Origin of the sequence: Massilia psychrophila, from assembly GCF_002760665.1 — a bacterium.
Taxonomy (GTDB): domain Bacteria; phylum Pseudomonadota; class Gammaproteobacteria; order Burkholderiales; family Burkholderiaceae_D; genus JAFCUW01.
Genome location: NZ_PDOB01000031.1, coordinates 18,425 through 37,032, shown reverse-complemented (window position 1 = coordinate 37,032; position 18,608 = coordinate 18,425). Strand labels below are relative to the sequence as shown.

19 protein-coding genes are annotated in these 18,608 nt (G+C 63.1%); 1 reads left to right on the top strand and 18 read right to left on the bottom strand.

The genetic code is table 11. The features are described 5' to 3' along the window. Nucleotides 1-246 precede the first annotated feature (246 nt). Complete coding sequence (locus tag CR103_RS23890) at nt 247-372, top strand: hypothetical protein (RefSeq protein ID WP_267874010.1); 126 nt, start codon at nt 247-249, stop codon at nt 370-372. A 12-nt stretch (nt 373-384) separates the two neighbouring features. Here CR103_RS23890 and CR103_RS16840 read toward each other — a convergent pair whose 3' ends face one another. The 18 genes from CR103_RS16840 to nuoG form a co-directional block, all read right to left on the bottom strand. Next, nucleotides 385-936 carry an NADPH-dependent FMN reductase gene (locus tag CR103_RS16840; RefSeq protein WP_099917103.1) on the bottom strand — a complete coding sequence of 184 codons (552 nt, stop codon included), beginning with the start codon at nt 934-936 and terminating at the stop codon, nt 385-387. Nucleotides 937-1,018: 82 nt separating this feature from the next. Further along, complete coding sequence (locus tag CR103_RS16835; RefSeq protein WP_229443299.1) at nt 1,019-2,443, bottom strand: efflux transporter outer membrane subunit; 1,425 nt, start codon at nt 2,441-2,443, stop codon at nt 1,019-1,021. Then, complete coding sequence (locus tag CR103_RS16830; protein ID WP_099917102.1) at nt 2,443-3,696, bottom strand: efflux RND transporter periplasmic adaptor subunit; 1,254 nt, start codon at nt 3,694-3,696, stop codon at nt 2,443-2,445. The genes CR103_RS16835 and CR103_RS16830 overlap by 1 nt, the downstream gene beginning before the upstream one ends. Nucleotides 3,697-3,805: 109 nt before the next feature. Next, entirely contained in the window at nt 3,806-4,114 is a 309-nt protein-coding gene (locus CR103_RS16825; RefSeq protein ID WP_099917101.1) for a hypothetical protein, read from the bottom strand. 3 nt (nt 4,115-4,117) lie between these two features. Continuing rightward, the gene (locus CR103_RS16820; protein ID WP_099917100.1) at nt 4,118-5,371 is read right to left on the bottom strand and encodes an MFS transporter; all 1,254 of its coding nucleotides are present in this window, start codon (nt 5,369-5,371) and stop codon (nt 4,118-4,120) included. After that, the gene (locus CR103_RS16815) at nt 5,355-5,819 is read right to left on the bottom strand and encodes a MarR family winged helix-turn-helix transcriptional regulator (protein ID WP_099917099.1); all 465 of its coding nucleotides are present in this window, start codon (nt 5,817-5,819) and stop codon (nt 5,355-5,357) included. Before CR103_RS16815 ends, CR103_RS16820 begins: the two co-directional genes overlap by 17 nt. A gap of 130 nt (nt 5,820-5,949) precedes the next feature. Next, a complete protein-coding gene (gene ispF / locus CR103_RS16810) occupies nt 5,950-6,465 on the bottom strand; it encodes a 2-C-methyl-D-erythritol 2,4-cyclodiphosphate synthase (protein WP_099917098.1) in 516 nt (171 codons plus the stop codon). A gap of 19 nt (nt 6,466-6,484) precedes the next feature. After that, a complete protein-coding gene (gene ispD / locus CR103_RS16805) occupies nt 6,485-7,198 on the bottom strand; it encodes a 2-C-methyl-D-erythritol 4-phosphate cytidylyltransferase (RefSeq protein WP_099917097.1) in 714 nt (237 codons plus the stop codon). 311 nt (nt 7,199-7,509) lie between these two features. After that, nucleotides 7,510-8,103: an NUDIX domain-containing protein gene (locus CR103_RS16800; RefSeq protein ID WP_370659457.1), complete on the bottom strand. Its 594-nt coding sequence runs from the start codon at nt 8,101-8,103 to the stop codon at nt 7,510-7,512. 22 nt (nt 8,104-8,125) lie between these two features. Beyond that, entirely contained in the window at nt 8,126-8,449 is a 324-nt protein-coding gene (locus tag CR103_RS16795; protein WP_099917095.1) for a DUF2818 family protein, read from the bottom strand. A 4-nt stretch (nt 8,450-8,453) separates the two neighbouring features. Beyond that, on the bottom strand, nt 8,454-9,956 hold the full coding sequence (gene nuoN, locus CR103_RS16790; RefSeq protein WP_099917094.1) for an NADH-quinone oxidoreductase subunit NuoN: 1,503 nt from the start codon (nt 9,954-9,956) through the stop codon (nt 8,454-8,456). Nucleotides 9,957-9,983: 27 nt separating this feature from the next. Next, entirely contained in the window at nt 9,984-11,480 is a 1,497-nt protein-coding gene (locus tag CR103_RS16785) for an NADH-quinone oxidoreductase subunit M (RefSeq protein ID WP_099917093.1), read from the bottom strand. 25 nt (nt 11,481-11,505) lie between these two features. Continuing rightward, nucleotides 11,506-13,563 (bottom strand): NADH-quinone oxidoreductase subunit L, encoded by a 2,058-nt coding sequence (nuoL, locus tag CR103_RS16780; protein ID WP_099917092.1) that lies wholly within the window; start codon nt 13,561-13,563, stop codon nt 11,506-11,508. A 74-nt stretch (nt 13,564-13,637) separates the two neighbouring features. Beyond that, nucleotides 13,638-13,946, bottom strand: a complete 309-nt coding sequence (gene nuoK, locus CR103_RS16775) for an NADH-quinone oxidoreductase subunit NuoK (protein ID WP_099917091.1) — start codon at nt 13,944-13,946, stop codon at nt 13,638-13,640. Beyond that, complete coding sequence (locus CR103_RS16770; protein ID WP_099917090.1) at nt 13,943-14,638, bottom strand: NADH-quinone oxidoreductase subunit J; 696 nt, start codon at nt 14,636-14,638, stop codon at nt 13,943-13,945. Before CR103_RS16770 ends, nuoK begins: the two co-directional genes overlap by 4 nt. A 35-nt stretch (nt 14,639-14,673) precedes the next feature. Next, nucleotides 14,674-15,162 carry an NADH-quinone oxidoreductase subunit NuoI gene (gene nuoI, locus CR103_RS16765; protein ID WP_099917089.1) on the bottom strand — a complete coding sequence of 163 codons (489 nt, stop codon included), beginning with the start codon at nt 15,160-15,162 and terminating at the stop codon, nt 14,674-14,676. 10 nt (nt 15,163-15,172) lie between these two features. Beyond that, the gene (gene nuoH / locus CR103_RS16760) at nt 15,173-16,255 is read right to left on the bottom strand and encodes an NADH-quinone oxidoreductase subunit NuoH (protein WP_099917088.1); all 1,083 of its coding nucleotides are present in this window, start codon (nt 16,253-16,255) and stop codon (nt 15,173-15,175) included. Further along, the gene (gene nuoG, locus CR103_RS16755; RefSeq protein ID WP_099917087.1) at nt 16,255-18,600 is read right to left on the bottom strand and encodes an NADH-quinone oxidoreductase subunit NuoG; all 2,346 of its coding nucleotides are present in this window, start codon (nt 18,598-18,600) and stop codon (nt 16,255-16,257) included. The genes nuoH and nuoG overlap by 1 nt, the downstream gene beginning before the upstream one ends. Between the last annotated feature and the right edge of the window lie 8 nt (nt 18,601-18,608).

The following is an 18,608-nucleotide window of genomic DNA, read 5'->3' as shown; positions in this document are numbered from 1 at the left end:
GTTTTCACTCCGCGACTAGCGCTACGGCTCAGGCGGCTCTGTCGAGCTGGTGGAGGTGACGAGGCGATTGTGGTCACGGCATCGTGAGATATCGCCGGCCTGCATACCGATTCTGCAGATCCAGCGTGCCATCAGCTGGCGCCTGCGCAACTTGATGCTGCCGCTGGTCCCGGGCATCGTGGCCACCAGGGTCGTCATCGAGATCGCCATCTTCGAACACTGGCCTGGTACCCGTGGAACTATTTTTTGGTGGTGGCCAACGGCAGCGACCCGGCGCTGCAGTGGCACGCGATGCTGCTCGCCGCCAGCGTCGGTGCCGTACTGTTCGCGCTCACCGCGCTGGTGCTGGGTGGGCGCGAGACCGAAACCTGATCAATCTGCAGATCAATCGGCGTGACGCTCGACCCAGCTGGCGAAGGCGTCGATGAAGCCCTGCAAAAATTTTTCGGTCGATTCATTGTTCAGCTTGTCGCCATCGAACAGCTTGTCGGCGTTGCCGATGTAGGCTTCCGGCTGCTGCATTGCCGGCATGTTGAGAAACACCAGCGACTGGCGCAGATGGTGGTTGGCGCCGAACGCGCCGCTGGCGCTGGGCGACACGCTGACCACGCCGCACGGCTTGCCGCTCCACGCGCTCTGGCCATACGGGCGCGAACCGACGTCGATGGCGTTTCTCAGAACGCCCGGCACCGACCGGTTGTACTCGGGCGTGACCCACAGCACACCGTCGAACTCCATGATTTTGGCGCGGAACTCCGTATAGAGCGCCGGCGGCGCGTCATCGTCGTCCTGGTTGTACAGCGGCAGCTGGCCGATCTCGACGATTTCCATTTCGAGCGTCGACGGCGCCAGCAGCATCAAGGTCTTGGCGACTTTACGGCTGAACGATTCCTTGCGCAGGCTGCCGACGATGACTGCGATTTTACGAGTAGCCATATTCTTCCTTTGCTGAGTCAGTGGGTGATGCATGCATTCTGCTGCCTATTTTGCATCATTTTCAAAATTGGCGGCGGTTTCCTCACTTCGCCGTCACCACGGCCCCGGCCGGTGCATCGGCGTGCCAGCCGCCGCCCAGCGCCTTGAACAGCGACACTGTGGCCTGCAGGCGTTTGAGTTTCAAAATGCCCAGTTCATTTTGCACGTCGGCTAGCGCGCGCTGGGTATCGAGCACCGTCATCAAATCCTCGGCGCCCACCTTGTAGCGGATTTCGGACAGGTCGAACGCCAGCCTGGTCTCTTCCAGTTCGACCTTCTTGAGCCGGCTTTGCTCATCCAGGCTGCGAATCTGGCCGAGCACGATGCCCACTTCCGCCAGGGCGCCTATCACGGCCGCGCGATACACCTGCACCAGTTCCTGCTTCCTGGCGATGGCCAGGTCGCGCTCGGTCTTCAGGCGGCCGGCGTCGAAGATCGGCACCAGCACGGAAGCGCTGACATTGGCCAGCAGGTTCGGCGCATTGAGCAGCGACAGCAAGGCGCTGCTTTGGGCGCCCAGAGCGCCGGTCAGGCGGATGTTGGGGAACAGCGCCGCGCGCGCCACCGCGACGTTGGCGTCGGCCTCGGCCAGGTTGGCCTCGGCGCGGCGAATGTCGGGCCGGCGCGCCAGCAGGTCGGACGGCAGGCCGGCCGTCACGTCAGGCAGGTCGATGGTTTCCAAACCCTGGTCGCCGACCTTGAACGACTGCGGCGCGCGTCCCAGCAAGATCGCCAGCGCCGACTGCGCCTCGCGCGCCTGCTGCTGCAAGTCCGGGATCGCCGCCTTCTGGCCGGCGACGACCGAGCGCTGGCGCGCCAGGTCCAGCGGCGAAGCCGATCCGGCGCTCTTTTGCGCCTTCACCAGTACCAGCACATGCTCGGCATTGGCGACGTGGGCGCGCGCCGCTTCCAGCCGGTCGCGCAGCGACAGCACCTGCAGGTAGGTCGAGACGATGGCGCTGGTGACGGTCAGCGCCACCGTCTGGCGGTCCTCGCGGTTGGCGTCGAGGGCGGCGGCGGCGGCGGCCACGCCGGCCTTGTTCTTGCCCCAAAAATCGACTTCGTAGGCGACCTGCAATTGAGCACTGGCCGACATGCCGGAGCTGCCACTGCCAATCAGTAGCTCGCGGTCGGCACCGCCGCCGAAGTCGACCGTCGGCAACAGCGCCACGCCGGCGATGCGCGCCTGCGCCTCGGCCTGGCGCACCCGCGACAGCGCCGCGGCAAGCTCGAGGTTGCTGGCCTGCCCTTGCCGCACCAGGCGCGCCAGTTCCGCGCTGCCGAAGCGGTTCCACCATGCGGGGTCAAGCCCCTGGCTGCCGTACGCGGTCTCGCCCGGCGCCCAGCCGGCCGGCATCGCCACCGCCGGCGCCGGCGCCGGCGGCATGGTCTGGGCGCAGCCGGCCAGCACGGCGCAGCTGATACCAATGCGAATGCCCATGCCGAGCCGGGCGATCGGGCGCGCCATCAGCGCGCCACCGGCGCCGCGGCCGGTTTGGCGGCGGTGTGCAAGGCCAACGCAGGCATTGGTCCGACCAGCACCTGGTCGCCCTCGGCCAGGCTTGAAAGCACCTGCACCTCGCGCGCGTTGCGCAGGCCGATTTTGAACTTGCGCGCGCTCGGACGGCGCTGCGCGTCAAGCAGGTTGACAGTATGAAAACCACTGGCGTCCGGTGCGCCGAGGGCGCGGGCCGGCAACAGCAGCGCGTTTTGCGCCTGCGCCACGACGAACTGCACCTGGGTGCTCATGCCGCTCATCAGCTCGCGGTTGACATTGTTCACTTCGAACAAGACGATGTAGAACGCCTGCCTGCCCTGCTCGCCGCTGGTCTCCGCCGCTACCGGAATCACCTGGCGCAGCTTGCCGGACCAGTGCCGGCCGGGATAGCCCGGGGTGGTGAAATTGGCTTGCATGCCGGCGCGCAGGCGCGTCACGTCATTTTCGGCCACGCGCGCGGCCACCGTCAGCTTCGACAGGTCGGCGATGCGCATCAGGGGCGAAGCCGGCTGCGCCGCGCTGACCATCTGACCGTCGCGCACGTTCAGCGTGACGACGGTGCCGGAAATCGGCGCGGCCACCTGCGTCTGCTTGCGGCTGTCTTCCTCGATTTTCAGCGTCGCCTCCAACTGGCGGATCTGGGCATCGATCGCATCGACCCGCGCCCGCGCCGACGACACGTTCATGCGGCTCGATTCGAAGGCGTCCTCGCGCGTGGCGTTCTGCGCCTTGAGCTGGCTCTGGCGCTTGAACTGCAGCTCGGCAAAGTCGAACTGGGCGCGCTGGTCGGCCAGTTCGGCCTGCATCCTTGCCATCTGGGCGCGATTGTTTTCCGCCTTGGTCGGTTGCAGGATCGGGCTGATTTCGAGCAGCAGGCTGTTAGCTTTGACGGTGTCGCCAACCGCCACCAGCACTTCCTTGACCTGGCCGGTGGTCTGCGCGTACGCGTCGGCATATTTGTACAATTGCAGCTTGCCGCTGGCGGCCACGGTTTCCTGGATATTGCCGCGCTGGACCGTCACGGTATCGAGCTTGACCGGGATCGGTGCGGCCACGACCGGCGCGATCACCAGCGCCGGCGCCAAAGGCGGCGGCGGCGACTGCAGCACCTGCGCCAGCACGACGCCACCGCTGAGGATGATCGCCAGCGACAACACGGCGCCAAGGCTACGGCGGCGCAGTGGCTGGGCCGGGCGCGCGGGAACCGCCAGCGGCGGCTTCATTCGATCGTTTTTAACATCAGGCATCACATCAGTCATCGCATCAACACCGCATCGAGAAAATTGCCCATAGTATACAGCCTATGGCGCGCGATTTCCGCAAACACAGCGGTCAGATGCGCCCGCGCCGAAACGCCGCGAGAAACAATTTTGCTTCCGCCGTCGACAGCACAATTACCGGGTCGCCATGATAGGCATACAGGAATTGCGGTCCTCCCAGGCGGTCGGTCAGCTTGGCCGACAGCAGGAAGCGGGTCCCTGCCCGGTAGCGCGCCAGGTCGGTCAATCGGCGCGAACAATGCACCGGCAGCGAAGGCGCGAACGCTTGCCCCGCCATCGGCCGGATCTGCAATTGGCCGCTGCGCGGGTCAATGACCGATTCCACCGCCACGTCGCGGTACGCCCAGCTGTCGCGCGCCATCGCCTACGCCTTTATGACTGCCGCCGGCGCACGCACTATGTGCGCTTCGCGGATCGGCAGGTTGATGAGCGCGGCGCCGAGCGCCAGCACGATGTCGGCATACCACATCCAGGTGTAGTCGCCGAAGCGCACGAACGACAGCCCGCCCAGCCAGGCGCCGAGGAAGCCGCCGACCTGGTGCGACAGCAGGGTCAGGCCGAACAGCGTCGACAGGTAGCGCGTGCCGAACAGTTTTCCGACCAGGCCGGCGGTGGGCGGCACCGTGGCCAGCCAGGTGAAGCCGAGCGCGCCGGCGAAGAGATAGAACGTCATTGCTGTCTTCGGCGCCAGCAGGTACATCACGATGATGACCGCACGGCTGGCGTACATCACGGCCAGCAGGGATTTCATGCGGTAGCGGGTCGACAGCGCGCCGGCGGTGAGGCTGCCGGCGATATTGAAAAGACCAATCAGCGCCAGCGCGGTGGCCGATACGCCGGCCGACAAACCGCACAGCGCGACCTCGCCCGGCAGGTGGGTAACGAGAAAGGCGATGTGAAAGCCGCAGGTAAAGAACCCGGCATGCAGGAACAGGTAGCTGCGGTCGCGCAAGGCGATCTTTATTTGTTTGCCCAGGCCCATGCCTGGCGCTTCGACATGCTTCGCGGCGGCAGCCCCTGCGGCCGTCTTGGCGCCGGCCGAGCGGCGCAGCGGCCAGGCCAGCGGGATCGTCAGCAAGGTGGCCGCGGCCATCGTCAACATCGCGTAGACCCAGCCCGCGCTGCTGATGATGGTTTGCATCAGCGGCGCGAACACGAACTGGCCGAACGAGCCGCCGGCGTTGATGAAGCCGGCCGCGAACGGACGGCGCGCTGCCGGCAGGCGCTGCGCGGTGGCGCCGATCAGGATCGAAAAGCTGCCGGCGCCGGCGCCGGCAGCGCTGAGAAACCCCATCGTAAACATCAGGCCCCACTGCGAACTGACCAAGGGTGTCAGCGCCATGCCGGCCGCCAGCATCAGCGCGCCGAGGACGATGACCTTGGCCGAGCCGTATTTGTCGGCCACGGCGCCAAACACCGGCTGCGCCGCGCCCCACACGAACTGCCCCACCGCCAGCGCGAAGCTGATCGAGGCGATCCCCAGGCCAGTAGCGGTATTTATGGGCGACATGAACAGCCCCGTGGTCAGGCGCGCGCCCATCGTGATCATCAGGATCGCGCTGGCGGCAAGGATCAGCAGCCACGCCGCGCGCGGCGTCATTTCAGTCTGCGCGGGCATGCGGCAGTTCCTCGACCAGTGGGGTCAGTTGATTGAGCGTGGCGTCGAGCTGCACATGCAAGGCGCGCACCGTGGCGGTGCCGAGCAGGTCTTCGAGCGCGTCCTGAGCGGCGCGCCAGGCAACGTAGGCCTGCTTCACCTTGGCGCGGCCGGCATGGGTGATGGTGACGATGCGCTGGCGGCCGTCGGCGCCGGCTTCGAGCGTTACCCAGCCCGCGTCAAGCAGCGGCTTCAGGTTGCGCGTCAGCGTGGTGCGCTCGGCGCCGAGCCGCTCGGCCAACTCGGCCACCGGCAGCGGCTCGCGCGCGGCGTTCGTCAGCACCGAGTATTGGGTGGTCTTCAGGCCGACCGCGGCCAGGTGCTGGTCGTACAGGCGCGACATGGTGCGCGTCAGTTTGCGCAGCTTGAAGCAGGTGCAGCCGAGCGGTTTGTCGACGGTGTCGGCCATGATGAGTGTAATTGCACGTATTTAACCGAGCGATTATAGTGCATACACACACGCGTTGCAAAGATGATATTTCGCGAGTCGGCGACGCAGAACTCCGGTGCCGCCCTCCCCGGACGGCAAACCGACAAAACTATGCCGACGGCGCCTTGATCAGCATGCAGATCGCCTCCGCCGCCATGCCCTCCTCGCGCCCCAGGTAGCCAAGCTTTTCGTTCGTCTTGGCCTTGACGTTGACCTGTTGCGGCGACACGCCGATGTCTTCGGCGATGCGCGACACCATCTGCGCAATGTACGGCGCCAACTTCGGCGCCTGGGCGATGATGGTGGCGTCGATGTTGCCGATGGTGTAGCCGGTGGCGATCACGCGGTGCGCCACTTCGCGCAGCAGAGTGCGCGAATCGGCGCCGGCGAACATCGGGTCGGTATCGGGAAAATGCTTGCCGATGTCGCCCAGCGCCGCGGCGCCCAGCATCGAATCGATGATCGCGTGCAGCAGCACGTCGGCGTCCGAATGGCCGAACAGGCCGAGCCGGTGCGGAATGGTGACCCCGCCGATGACCAGTTTGCGGCCCTCGACGAGGGCGTGGCAATCATAGCCGGTGCCGATCCGGAAAGGCGGTGCGAGGTTGTAGGATGCGAGTGCCATGTCAGTTCACAGTAAAGGGTTAAGGCGCGGCCAGGTACATCTCGGCGATCCGGATGTCGCGCGGCAGCGTCACTTTCAAATTGCGGGGATGTCCTTCGACCAGCATGGGCGCGTGACCGAAAGCTTCGACGGCGCTGGCGTCGTCGGTGATGGCGCCGCTGTCGACAGCGGTGGTGGCGGCGTCGAGCGCGTCGCGCAGCAGGCGGTAGCGGAACATCTGCGGGGTCTGGGCCAGCCACAGGGCGTCGCGCGAAATAGTGGTGGCAACGGCGAAAACAGCAGAATCGGCGCCGGCGCGCTTGACGGTGTCGACCACCGGTAGCGCGAGCAGGCCGCCGACCGGGTGGACGCCGACTTCGGCGATCAGTTTTTCAATCAGCATGCGGTCCAGCCCTGGCCGCGCGGCGTCGTGTACCAGCACCCAGTCGGTGTCGAGCACGGCCGACGCCATCACAACGAGCGCGTTGCGGATCGATTCCATGCGGGTGGCGCCGCCGCAGCGCAGCACCGTCACGCCGTGGCTTGGTGCCACCGCGTCGATCTGGCGGTCGCCCGCGCTCACCGCCACGAAAACGTGGCTGATTTTTTCGCTGGCGAGAAAGGCGTCGAGCGCATGACGCAACATCGGCTTGCCGCCCAAGGACATGTATTGTTTCGGGCCGTCGGCGACCATCCGCGCGCCGACGCCGGCGGCGGGGATCAAGGCAAAGTATCGTGGTGCGGTGCAGTTCATTCGGATATCTTCCGTGGCGTTTCGGCGGACCGACAAGTCACTGTAACTCACCTTTGCAAACTTTGCTGAAACGGACATAATCTTGCGGTGTGTCAGCAATAACCCGCGGCTTATCCGTGTCGGCGTCGCGTTTTAAAGGACGTATTGGCCGTCCGATAAGCTGATTCAATTTGCAGCGAACCAATATTTCCACTTTCGGCGCATGGTTGGGACGTGGCTTGAGGTGGCTCATCTCCTGCGCAAGGACCTGCGGAGATGCACAAGGTACGGGCAAGCATTGACTAACGGCTTGATTGACGATGCGTTCGGCGCTAGCTGGGCGACTGCGCCGTCGTCACCGGCGCCGGGCAGGTTTTACCCGGGGCCCAGTTGCCGGCGATGATTTTTTCGAGCCAGAAGGTGCCGATCACGGTCTTGACGTCGGTGATCTGGCCGCTGCTCACCATCTCGAGCAGTTCGGGCACGGTGGCGCGGAACGTTTCGAGGAACTCGCCGTCGTCGAGCCGGGCCGGGCCGGCGGTCAGTCCGCGCGCCAGGTACAGTTCAAGGTGCTCGTCCGAGTAAGCGATGGCGTTGTGGATGGTGCAGAGAAAATCCCAGTTGCTGGCCGTGTAACCGGTTTCTTCCTGCAGCTCGCGCTTGGCGCACGCGAGGTGGTCTTCGCCCTGGTCGATCTTGCCGGCCGGGTACTCGATGAACACCTTGTCGAGCGGATAGCGGAACTGCCGTTCGAGCAGCACGCTGTTGTCGTCGAATAGCGGCAGGATCACCACCGCACCAGGATGACGGATGAATTCGCGGAACGTTTCGGCGCCGTCGGGCAAAGTAATCCGGTCGCGCGTGACTTTCAGGAAGCGGCCGTCGAATGCCACTTCGCCATCGATTCGGGTTTCCTTGAGGTCCATGCCCAACTCCTGTCGTGGAAAATCAGTCGCGGCGCTTGCGCAGGTAGCGCACCACGAAGCCCGGGAAGGCCAGCACGATGAACATGCAGCCGGTAATGGCGTAGAACTCCCAGGTGTGGGAGAACACGTTGCCGATGCGCGATTCGAGCGCCCAGGCCAGCAGGCCGACGATAAAGTATAAGGCGATCAGTTCGACCAGGCGCCACACCGGATGTTTTGTGCGTGCCTGGCCAGGCCGGACCGGCTTCAAGGGAATGAAGCCGAACACGGACTCATTCAAAAACGGCAGGTTGGCAAGCACCAGTGCGACGGCGATCACGAACCAGCTGGCGAGCGATGCGGTCATCGCCTCAGGTACCGAGCGTTTTGGTCATCGCATTCAGGCAGGCGTTGAGCAGCGCGCCAGGAACCACGCCGAGGGCAACGATCGCAATGCCGTTGACCGACAGCGCCACGCGCATGTCGAGCGGCACCGCGATGGCGGTGGTGTCGACCGGCTCGTCGAACCACATGGTCTTGACGATGCGCAGGTAGTAAAACGCGCCGATCAGCGAGAACATCACCGCCACCACCGTCAGCCAGATCAGGCCCGACGTCGCCACTGCCTGCAGCACCGCGTACTTGGCCATGAAGCCCATCATCGGCGGCACGCCGGCCAGCGAGAACATCAATACCGTCATCACCACCGCGAACCACGGACTGCGCCGGCCCAGGCCCTTGAAGTCGGCGATTTCTTCGGCTTCGAAACCGGCGCGCGCCAGCATCATCATCAGGCCGAAGGTACCCAGCGTGGTGAGCACATAGGTGATCGAGTAGTACATCGCGGCGCTGTAGGCGGCGGTGGCGTTGCTCGAATCGGCGCTAAGTGCTCCCGCACCCACGGCGCCGACCACGCCGGCCAACAGGCCCAGCAAGACGAAGCCGGTTTGCGCGATGGTCGAATAGGCCAGCATGCGTTTCAGGTTGGTCTGGGCGATTGCAGTCAGATTGCCGACCGCCAGCGAAAACACGGCCAGCACCATCAGCATCTGCTGCCAGTCGATCGCCATCTGCAGCAAGCCTTCGACCAGCAGGCGAATGCAGATCGCGAAAGCGGCGAGCTTCGGCGCACCGCCGATAAGCAGCGTAACGGCGGTCGGCGCGCCCTGGTAGACGTCCGGCACCCACATGTGGAACGGCGCTGCGCCCAGCTTGAAGGCAAGGCCGGCAACCACGAACACGATGCCGAACACGAGGATGGTCTTGTTGACGACGCCCGACGCCGCTACCCTGGCCACTTCCGCCAAGTCGAGCGAGCCGGTGGCGCCGTACAGCATCGAGATGCCGTACAACAGGAAGCCGGACGACAGCGCGCCGAGGATGAAGTACTTCATCGCCGCTTCCGTCGACGTGGCGTGGTCGCGCCGCAGCGCCACCAGTGCGTACAGCGCCAGCGACATGAGTTCGAGGCCGAGGTAAATGATCAGCATGTTGGTGGCCGAGATCATGATCATCTGGCCAAGCAACGAGAACAGCGCGAGCACGTAGAATTCGCCGCCCAGGTTACCGGACAACATGCCGCGTTCGCCCGCGTACTGGCGCGAGTAGATCAGCGTGACGCCGACCGCCAGGTAGCTGAACAGCTTGAGCAGGTTCGACATCGGGTCCGACACGAACATGTGCGAAAACGTGTACACCGTGGTGCCGGCGCTGTAGTCGGCGTATGTGATCACGCCGCATACCGCCAGCGTGGCGAGCGACAGGTAGTAGGCTACCGAGCGCTTCGACATGAACATGTCGATCAACAGGATCGCCGATGCCGCGACCATCAGGAAGATTTCAGCGTAAGCCGGGATCAGGTTGGGGTTGGTCATTTGATTCATTGTGGTCTGCGGTCCGGTTTATGGCAGTTTACTGATCGCGACATGCTTGAGCAGGTCGGCGACCGAGGTTTGCATCGTGTCGGTGAACGGCGCTGGATACAGCCCCATTGCGAGCACGGCGATGGCCAGCACGGCGAACATGAAGAACTCGCGCTTGTTAATGTCGGTCAGTTCCTCGACGTGCTTGTTGGCGACTGCGCCGAACACGACGCGCTTGACCATCCACAGCGAATACGCGGCGCCCAAAATGAGGGCGGTGGCGGCCAGCATGCCGATCCAGAAATTGAACTGGACGGCGCCGAGGATCACCATGAACTCGCCCACAAAACCCGACGTCGCAGGCAGGCCGGCATTGGCCATCGAGAACAGCACGAAGTAGGCGGCGAATTTCGGCATGCGGTTGATCACCCCGCCGTAGTCGGCGATCTGGCGCGAGTGCATGCGGTCGTACAGCACGCCGATGCAAAGGAACATGGCGCCGGAGATGAAGCCGTGCGAGATCATCTGCACGATACCGCCCTGCATGGCCATCGGGTTGAAGATGAAGAAACCGAGCGTCACGAAACCCATGTGGGCGATCGACGAATAGGCGACCAGCTTTTTCATGTCCTTCTGGACCAGCGCGACCAGACCGATGTAGATCACCGCGATGAGCGAGAGCGTGATGATGAAGTCGGCCAGGTAGTGGCTGGCGTCGGGGGCGATCGGCAAGGAAAACCGCAGGAAGCCGTAAGCGCCGAGTTTCAACATGATCGCCGCCAGCACCACCGAGCCGCCGGTAGGCGCTTCGACGTGGGCGTCCGGCAGCCAGGTGTGGACCGGCCACATCGGCACCTTGACGGCGAACGCCATCAGGAACGCCAGGAAGATCAGCACTTGTTCTTTCATGCTCAAAGGCAACCTGTGCCAGGCCAGGATGTCGAAGCTGCCGCCGGCCTTGTTGTATAGGTAAATAATGGCGACCAGGGTCAGCAGCGAACCGAAGAAGGTATAGAGGAAAAATTTAAAAGCCGCGTACACCCGGTTGGCGCCGCCAAATACGCCGATGATGATGAACATCGGGATCAGGGTGGCTTCGAAAAAGAAGTAGAACAGCAGGCCGTCGAGGGCGCAGAAAACGCCCACCATCAGGCCCGACAGGACCAAAAAAGACCCCATGTACTGCGCCACGCGCTCGGTGATCACCTGCCAGGCCGAGATCACCACGATGATCGTGATGAAGGCAGTCAAAGGCACGAACCACAGCGACAGGCCGTCGATGCCGAGCGCGTACATGATGTTGAAGCGGCCGATCCACGGCGTGCTTTCGACGAACTGCATGCCGTGCGCGGCGTTGTCGAATTGCTGGATCAGCGGGATCGTCACCAGGAAGCTGACGATGGCGCCAACGAGGGCGAACCAGCGCGTCAAGGCCGGCTTGTCGTCGCGGCCGATGGCCAGGACCAGCACGCCGAACAGGATCGGAAGCCAGATCGCCAGGCTCAGGAACGGAATAAAGGTTGAAGACTGCGTCATGTTGTCGTTATCTTTTTTTGTCTGATTAAGCGTGCCAGAACGGGAAGAAGTACATCAGCGTAGCGAGCACGCCAAGGATCATCACGAACGCGTAGTGGTAGATGTAGCCGGTCTGCGCGGTGCGCACCACCGACGAAAACCAGCCCACCAGTTTTGCGCTGCCGTTGACGACCAGGCCGTCGATCAGGCTCTTGTCGCCGACGTTCCACAAACCGTTGCCAAGCAGGCGCGCGCCGCCGGAGAACACGACGTCGTTGAACTTGTCCATGTAGTACTTGTTGTCGAGCAGCGTGTGCAGCGCATGGAACCTGGCAAAGAACCAGGCCGGCACGCGCGGATTGATCAGGTAACAGTAGTAGGCGGACGCGACACCGGCGAACGCGAACCAGAACGGCAAGGTCTGCAGGCCATGGATCGCCATGGCGGCGGCGCCGTGGAATTCTTCGCGCAGCACTTCCATCGCGCGGTGGTTTTCGCCGACCGTGATCACGCCATTAAAGAAGTCCCCATGCAGCATCGGGCCGATCGTCAGGTAGCCGATGACGACCGACGGAATGGCCAGCGCGACCAGCGGGAACCAGACCACGAACGGCGACTCGTGCGGTTTCTGGCCAGGGGCCAGGCCATGGTGGCCGTGTGCGTCGTCGTCTTCTTCATGATGGGCGTCGGAGTCATGACCTTCGCTGTGATGGTGCTCCTTGCCGAATCGCTCCTTGCCGTGAAATACCAGGAAGTACATGCGGAACGAGTAGAAAGCGGTGACGAACACGCCGATGATCAACGCCCAGTATGCGAATGGCGCGAAACCGAGATTGCTGGCGTGGATCGCTTCGATGATCGAGTCTTTCGAATAGAAACCTGCGAAAAACGGGGTGCCGATCAACGCCAGCGAGCCCAGCAGCGAGGTGATCCAGGTGATCGGCATGTACTTGCGCAGGCCGCCCATGTTGCGGATGTCCTGGTCGTGATGCATGCCGATGATGACCGAGCCGGCGCCAAGGAACAGCAGCGCCTTGAAGAACGCGTGCGTCATCAGGTGGAACACGGCAACCGAATAAGCGGACGCGCCCAGCGCGACGGTCATGTAGCCGAGCTGCGACAGGGTCGAGTAAGCGACGACGCGCTTGATGTCGTTCTGAATGATGCCCAAAAAGCCCATGAACAACGCGGTGATCGTGCCGATGACCATGACGAAGGTCAGTGCGGTGTCGGACAGTTCGAACAGCGGCGACATGCGCGCCACCATGAAGATGCCGGCCGTGACCATGGTCGCGGCGTGGATCAGTGCCGAAATCGGGGTCGGGCCTTCCATCGAGTCAGGCAGCCAGACGTGCAGCGGGAACTGGGCCGATTTGCCCATCGCGCCGATGAACAGGCAAATGCACGCTGCAGTCAGGAGCGGCCATCCGGTGGCGGCCACGCTCATCGCCGCGAGTGCGTCGCGCTGGGCAAACACCTCCTGGTAGTTCATCGTGCCGGCATACGCCAGCAACAGGCCGATGCCGAGGATGAAGCCGAAGTCGCCGACCCGGTTGACCAGGAATGCCTTCATGTTGGCAAAAATGGCGGTCGGCCGCGTGTACCAGAAGCCGATCAACAGGTATGACACCAGGCCCACCGCTTCCCAGCCGAAGAACAGCTGCAGGAAGTTGTTGGCCATGACCAGCATCAGCATCGCGAACGTGAACAGCGAGATGTACGAGAAGAAGCGGTTGTAGCCTTCGTCTTCCGCCATGTAGCCGATGGTGTAGATGTGCACCATCAAGGAGACGAACGTCACCACGCACATCATCATCGCCGACAGCGAATCGATCTGGAAACCGACTTCCATCTTCAGGGTACCGACCGTCATCCAGTTGTAGATGGTGCCGTTGAAGCTGGCGCCATCGAGGACGGCGAGCAGGGTCTGCACCGACAGGATCAGTGCCACCAGTACGCCCAGAATGCAGGCGGTGGTCGATATTTTTCGACCGACGACGTTGCCGAGGAATTTGGTGCCGAGCAAACCGGCGATCGCTGCGCCGGCCAGCGGTGCGAGAGGGACCGCCAGAAGGAGGTTAGGGTTGAGAATTTGCCCCGCCATGTTGAACCTTATTATTTAGTCAAATCGTTGAAGCGCGCGTAGAAATAGCTGAAAGCTGCGAACGTGGGAGAAGATCAGCCCTTCAGGCTGTCCAGGTCTTCCACATTGATCGTATCGAGGTTACGGAACAGCACCACCAGGATCGCTAGGCCGATTGCCGATTCGGCAGCCGCCACGGTCAGGATGAAGAACACGAAGATCTGCCCTGCCGCGTCGCCGAGGTAGTGCGAGAACGCGATGAAGTTCAGGTTCACCGCCAGCAGCATCAGTTCGATGGCCATCAGCAGCACGATGATGTTCTTGCGGTTCAGGAAAATGCCGACGATCGAGATCGCGAACAGGATCGCTCCCAGGACCAGGTAGTGTGCGAGCGATAAAGTCATTTTGTCTCTTTGGCGGGAGTTGAGGCAAGAGCCGGGCTTGCAGCAGCATTGGCTGTTGCCGCCGCTGCTGCTGCCGTCGATGCCGCGTCCAATGCCGGCTGGTCGACTGCGCTCATCTTGACGATGCGCAGGCGGTCGTTGCGCTTGACGCGCACGGCGTCGGCAGGGTCGAAGGCCTTGGTGTCCTTGCGCTTACGCAGCGTCAGGGCGACGGCGGCGATGATCGCCACCAGCAGGATCACGGCGGCAACCTCGAAACCGAGGATGTAGCGGGTGTAGATCAGGATACCGAGTTCCTTGGTGCCGCCAATGTTGGACCCGACAGCGACCGGCTGCTGTTCGAAGGTGAGGAAGCTGCGCCACAATACGGCCGCCATCTCCAGCACGATCAGCACGCCGATACCCGACGCCAGCGGCAGGTAGCCCCAAAAGCCTTCGCGCATGCGGTCGATATTAATATCCAACATCATGACGACGAACAGGAACAGCACCATCACGGCGCCGACGTACACCAGCACCAGCACGATGGCCAAAAATTCGGCCTTCAGCAACAACCAGATACCGGCCGCGTTGAAGAACGCCAGCACCAGAAACAGGGCGGCGTGCACCGGATTGCGGGCCGTGATGACACGCGTGGCGGCAATCACCATAATCGCCGAGAACACGTAGAACAAAGCAGTTTTAAAATCCATGGCTAACCCAAAATGCTACAGTTGTTATGCGAAATTCAGCGGTACCGAGCATCGGCGGCGCGGGCGGCGGCGATGTCGTTTTCATAGCGGTCGCCGACGGCAAGCAGCATCTCTTTTGTGTAGTACAAGTCACCACGCTTTTCGCCGTGGTATTCCAGCACGTGGGTCTCGACGATCGAATCGACCGGACAGGACTCTTCGCAGAAACCGCAGAAAATGCACTTGGTCAGGTCGATGTCGTAGCGTGTCGTGCGGCGCGAGCCGTCGTCGCGCTGTTCGGACTCGATCGTGATGGCCATCGCCGGGCACACCGCTTCGCACAGTTTGCAGGCGATGCAGCGCTCTTCGCCATTCGGGTAGCGGCGAAGCGCGTGCAGACCGCGAAACCGCGGCGACATCGGGGTTTTCTCTTCCGGATACTGCACCGTGATTTTACGAGAAAACATGTACTTGCCGGTCAGGGCCATGCCCTTGATCAGCTCGGTCAGCATCAGGCTGCCGAAAAAGTCTTTAACGCGATCCATATCCTCTTCCTTACTTCCAAATATTCCAGGGCGTCTGCATCCAGCCGGCGACCAGCACCAGCCAGACCAGGGTCAGCGGAATAAACACTTTCCAGCCGAGCCGCATGATCTGGTCGTAGCGGTAGCGCGGGAAAGTGCCGCGGACCCAGATGAACAGCGAAACGATGAAGAACGTCTTGGCGAACAGCCAGAAGAAACCGCCAAAACCGCCCCAGAATTCGAGCACCTTCAATGGCGCAGCCCAGCCGCCGAGGAACATGATCGCCGCCAGTACGCCGATCAGGATCATGTTGGCGTATTCGGCCAGCATGAACATCGCATACGACATGCCCGAGTACTCGACCATGTGGCCGGCGACGATTTCGGACTCGCCTTCCACCACGTCGAACGGGTGGCGGTTGCATTCGGCCAGGCCCGACGTCAGGTAGATCACCAGCAGCGGCAGCAGCGGCAGCCAGTTCCACGACATGAAGTTGACGCCATGGTCGGCGAACATGCCGCGACCTTGGCCGGCGACGATATCGGAGAAATTCAGGCTGCCCGACACCATCAGCACCACGACCAGCACGAAGCCCATCGGGATCTCGTAGGAGATCATCTGGGCCGAGGCACGCATCGCGCCCATGAACGAGTACTTCGAGTTCGACGCCCAGCCGGCGATGATGATGCCGTACACTTCCATCGACGTGATCGCCATCAGCAGCAAGAGGCCGGCGTTGACGTTGGCAAGCACCAATTCCGGACCGAACGGGATCACCGACCAGGCGGCCAGCGCCGGCATGATCGTCATGATCGGGCCGATCACGAACAGGCTCGTGGTGGCCTTGGTCGGGACGACGATTTCCTTGAACAGCAATTTCAACGCGTCGGCGATCGGCTGCAGCAGTCCCATCGGACCGACCCGGTTGGGGCCGACACGGATCTGGATCCAGCCGATCAGCTTGCGCTCCCATAGGGTGGCGTAGGCAACCAGGCCCATCAGTGGCAGCAGCACGCACATGATTTTCATCATGGTCCAGGCCAGCGGCCAGACCGGCCCCAGGATGGCGACTCCGTGCGTGTTGACCGTCGTGATAAATTCAGGCATGCCCATTATGCGGCCTCCCCTGCTTTTTCAACGTGGATTGGGCCGAACATCGCGCCCAGCATGGCTGTCGACGGGTGCGCCGCGGCGACCCGCACCGCATTCGCCGGCAGGCCCGCGTCGATGGCGGCGACCAGGATCGCCGAACCGGAACCCTGGGTCACTGTTACCCGGTCGCCCGCCTTCACGCCCAGCTTTTCGGCCAGCTGCGACGGCAGGTGCGCCAGCGGCGCCTGGGCGTCCGCGGTGCGCATCAACGGCTCCGAGCGACGCGCGATGGCGTCGGCAAAATAGATCGGCACGTCGGTGACGCGCTCGAGTCCAGCAGCATCGCCGTTGCCAAACCTTGCCGCCGACAGCGCGATAGTGGACACGTTCGACAATTTGGCCGACAGGTCGGTAACACCCTTGCCGAACAACTCGTCGCGGATCGCTTCCGACGTGTCGTAGTCGAAGCCAGGCAGCGCGAGCAAGTTGCCGAGGACGCGCAGCACCTTCCATGCGGGACGGGTGTCGCCCAGCGGCTTGACGGTGCCGTTAAAACTTTGCGCGCGGCCTTCGCAATTGACGAAGGTACCCGAGGTTTCGCTGAACGGCGACACCGGCAGCAGCACGTCGGCGTAGTCGAGGCCGTGCTTGAAGGCGCTCATGACGATGACCATGTCGGCGCCATCGAGCGCGCTTCTGGCCTGCTGCGGGTTGGCCGCATCGAGTTCCGGCTCGGCGTTCAGCAGCACATACGCTTTCTTCGGCGTTGAAAACACTTCGGCGGCGTTCTTGCCGTTGGCGCCGGCCAAGTAGCCGCCGACGCTGTTGGCGGCGTCGACCAGGTAGCCGAGCTTGGCGCCGGTCTGTTCGGCGATCCACTGGGCACAAGCGTGCAGCTTCGATGCCTGCGGATGCTGGAGCGCGGCGTTACCGAGCAAAATTACGCCTGGCAGGTTGGCGTCGCCAGTAGTCAGACTGGCGGCGGCTTTGTTGGCGGCGTCGGTCGCTTCGATGTTCTCGAAGCCGGCCGGCGCGGCAACCCCTTTGGCGGCAGCGACGGCGACGACGATGCCTGACAGTGCCGCCAGCCAGTCGGACGGCGCGGCGATGATCTTGGCGGTGCCGGGGATCAGCAGTTCGTCATTGCTTGCGTGCAGAACCGTCAGCTTGGCGCCGCCTTTTACCGCCGCGCGCAGGCGGGTGGCGACCAGCGGGTGGTCCTTGCGCAGGAACGAGCCGATCACCAGGGCGCGCTTGACGTTCGACAGCGCCGCGATCGGCATGCCGAGCCATGGCGTGACCTGGCCATCGAGGGCGAAGTCGGTCTGGCGCAGGCGGAACTCGACGTTCTCGGAACCGAGGCCGCGCATGGCTTTCGCCAGCAGGTGCAGTTCTTCGACCGTCGAATGGGGTGTCGCCACAGCGGCAATCGCGTCGGCGCCGTGTTCGTGCTTGATGTTGCGCAGGCCGTGGGCAATGTATTCGAGCGCGGTCTGCCAGTCGGTTTCACGCCACTCGCCGCCCTGCTTGATCATCGGCGCGGTCAGGCGGGAGGCAGAGTCCAGCGCTTCGTAGGAGAAGCGGTCCTTGTCCGACAGCCAGCATTCGTTGATCGCTTCGTTCTCGAGCGGCAGCACGCGCATGACCTTGCCACCCTTGACTTGCACGATCAGGTTGGTGCCGAGCGAATCGTGCGGGCTGATCGACTTGCGGCGCGACAACTCCCAGGTACGGGCGGAGTAGCGGAACGGCTTCGAGGTCAGCGCGCCGACCGGGCACAGGTCGATCATGTTGCCCGACACTTCGGAGTCGACGGTCTTGCCGACGAACGAGGTGATCTCGGCGTGTTCGCCGCGGCCCAACATGCCCAGCTCCATCACGCCGGCCACTTCCTGGCCGAAACGCACGCAGCGGGTGCAGTGGATGCAGCGGGTCATGTCGGCCATCGAAATCAGCGGGCCGCCGTCTTTTGGCGGCACGACGCGTTTTTCTTCAGCGTAGCGCGAGGACGACTTGCCGTAGCCGACAGCCAGGTCCTGCAGCTGGCATTCGCCGCCTTGGTCGCAGATCGGGCAATCCAGCGGGTGGTTAATGAGGAGGAATTCCATCACCGACTTCTGGGCCTGCACGGCTTTTTCGCTGTTCGAGCGCACGACCATGCCGGCCGAGACCGGCGTTGCGCACGCCGGCAAAGGCTTCGGCGCCTTTTCGACTTCAACGAGGCACATGCGGCAGTTCGCCGCGATCGACAATTTCTTGTGATAGCAGAAGTGCGGGATGTAGGTCCCCAGCTTATTGGCCGCGTCCATCAGCATGCTGCCTGCTGGTACGCTGACTTTTTTACCGTCAATTTCGATTTCAACCATGAGATTTC

Bases quoted from the DNA above. Each gene is read 5' to 3' on its own strand.
- nuoI (WP_099917089.1), bottom strand. From the start codon at position 15,162: ATGGATCGCGTTAAAGACTTTTTCGGCAGCCTGATGCTGACCGAGCTG.
- CR103_RS16825 (WP_099917101.1), bottom strand. From the start codon at position 4,114: ATGGCGCGCGACAGCTGGGCGTACCGCGACGTGGCGGTGGAATCGGTC.
- CR103_RS16785 (WP_099917093.1), bottom strand. From the start codon at position 11,480: ATGACGCAGTCTTCAACCTTTATTCCGTTCCTGAGCCTGGCGATCTGG.
- CR103_RS16835 (WP_229443299.1), bottom strand. From the start codon at position 2,443: ATGGCGCGCCCGATCGCCCGGCTCGGCATGGGCATTCGCATTGGTATC.
- ispD (WP_099917097.1), bottom strand. From the start codon at position 7,198: ATGAACTGCACCGCACCACGATACTTTGCCTTGATCCCCGCCGCCGGC.
- ispF (WP_099917098.1), bottom strand. From the start codon at position 6,465: ATGGCACTCGCATCCTACAACCTCGCACCGCCTTTCCGGATCGGCACC.
- nuoH (WP_099917088.1), bottom strand. From the start codon at position 16,255: ATGGGCATGCCTGAATTTATCACGACGGTCAACACGCACGGAGTCGCC.
- CR103_RS16830 (WP_099917102.1), bottom strand. From the start codon at position 3,696: ATGAAGCCGCCGCTGGCGGTTCCCGCGCGCCCGGCCCAGCCACTGCGC.
- nuoN (WP_099917094.1), bottom strand. From the start codon at position 9,956: ATGACCAACCCCAACCTGATCCCGGCTTACGCTGAAATCTTCCTGATG.
- CR103_RS16840 (WP_099917103.1), bottom strand. From the start codon at position 936: ATGGCTACTCGTAAAATCGCAGTCATCGTCGGCAGCCTGCGCAAGGAA.
- CR103_RS16800 (WP_370659457.1), bottom strand. From the start codon at position 8,103: ATGGACCTCAAGGAAACCCGAATCGATGGCGAAGTGGCATTCGACGGC.
- CR103_RS16815 (WP_099917099.1), bottom strand. From the start codon at position 5,819: ATGGCCGACACCGTCGACAAACCGCTCGGCTGCACCTGCTTCAAGCTG.
- CR103_RS16820 (WP_099917100.1), bottom strand. From the start codon at position 5,371: ATGCCCGCGCAGACTGAAATGACGCCGCGCGCGGCGTGGCTGCTGATC.
- nuoL (WP_099917092.1), bottom strand. From the start codon at position 13,563: ATGGCGGGGCAAATTCTCAACCCTAACCTCCTTCTGGCGGTCCCTCTC.
- CR103_RS16770 (WP_099917090.1), bottom strand. From the start codon at position 14,638: ATGGATTTTAAAACTGCTTTGTTCTACGTGTTCTCGGCGATTATGGTG.
- CR103_RS16795 (WP_099917095.1), bottom strand. From the start codon at position 8,449: ATGACCGCATCGCTCGCCAGCTGGTTCGTGATCGCCGTCGCACTGGTG.
- nuoG (WP_099917087.1), bottom strand. From the start codon at position 18,600: ATGGTTGAAATCGAAATTGACGGTAAAAAAGTCAGCGTACCAGCAGGC.
- nuoK (WP_099917091.1), bottom strand. From the start codon at position 13,946: ATGACTTTATCGCTCGCACACTACCTGGTCCTGGGAGCGATCCTGTTC.